This window comes from Rhodococcus sp. KB6, from assembly GCF_001445685.1.
GTDB lineage: Bacteria > Actinomycetota > Actinomycetes > Mycobacteriales > Mycobacteriaceae > Rhodococcus_F > Rhodococcus_F qingshengii.
In genome coordinates, this window is sequence record NZ_LNAK01000080.1 from 1 (window position 1) to 275 (window position 275).

The window sequence follows — 275 nt, forward strand, 5'->3', positions numbered from 1 at the left end:
AGCTTGGAGCCTGAGGCTTCCATGAGTTCACGGGGAGCGTCGTAAACCTTGTTGTGGCGTCCGAGGAAGCACGGGTCGTGGTAGGTGACGTCTTCGCTCACGGACGCAACCGGGATCAGCTTCTTCTGGCGCACCAGACGGTTGAGCAGCTGGGTGTGGTGCACGACCTCGTAGTCGCCGCCCACCTCCGGGTACTCGTTGCCGAGGGCGTTGAAGCAGTGCGCACAGGTGACGACGATCTTGCGCTTCTTCTGCTCGATACCGTCGAAGACCGA

General features: G+C 61.5%; 1 protein-coding gene. It reads right to left on the reverse strand.

Going from position 1 to position 275, the window contains the following annotated elements; translation table 11 throughout:
• A partial coding sequence (locus tag ASU23_RS12235; RefSeq protein WP_172827051.1) for a heterodisulfide reductase-related iron-sulfur binding cluster occupies positions 1 to 275 on the reverse strand: 275 nt, incomplete at both ends.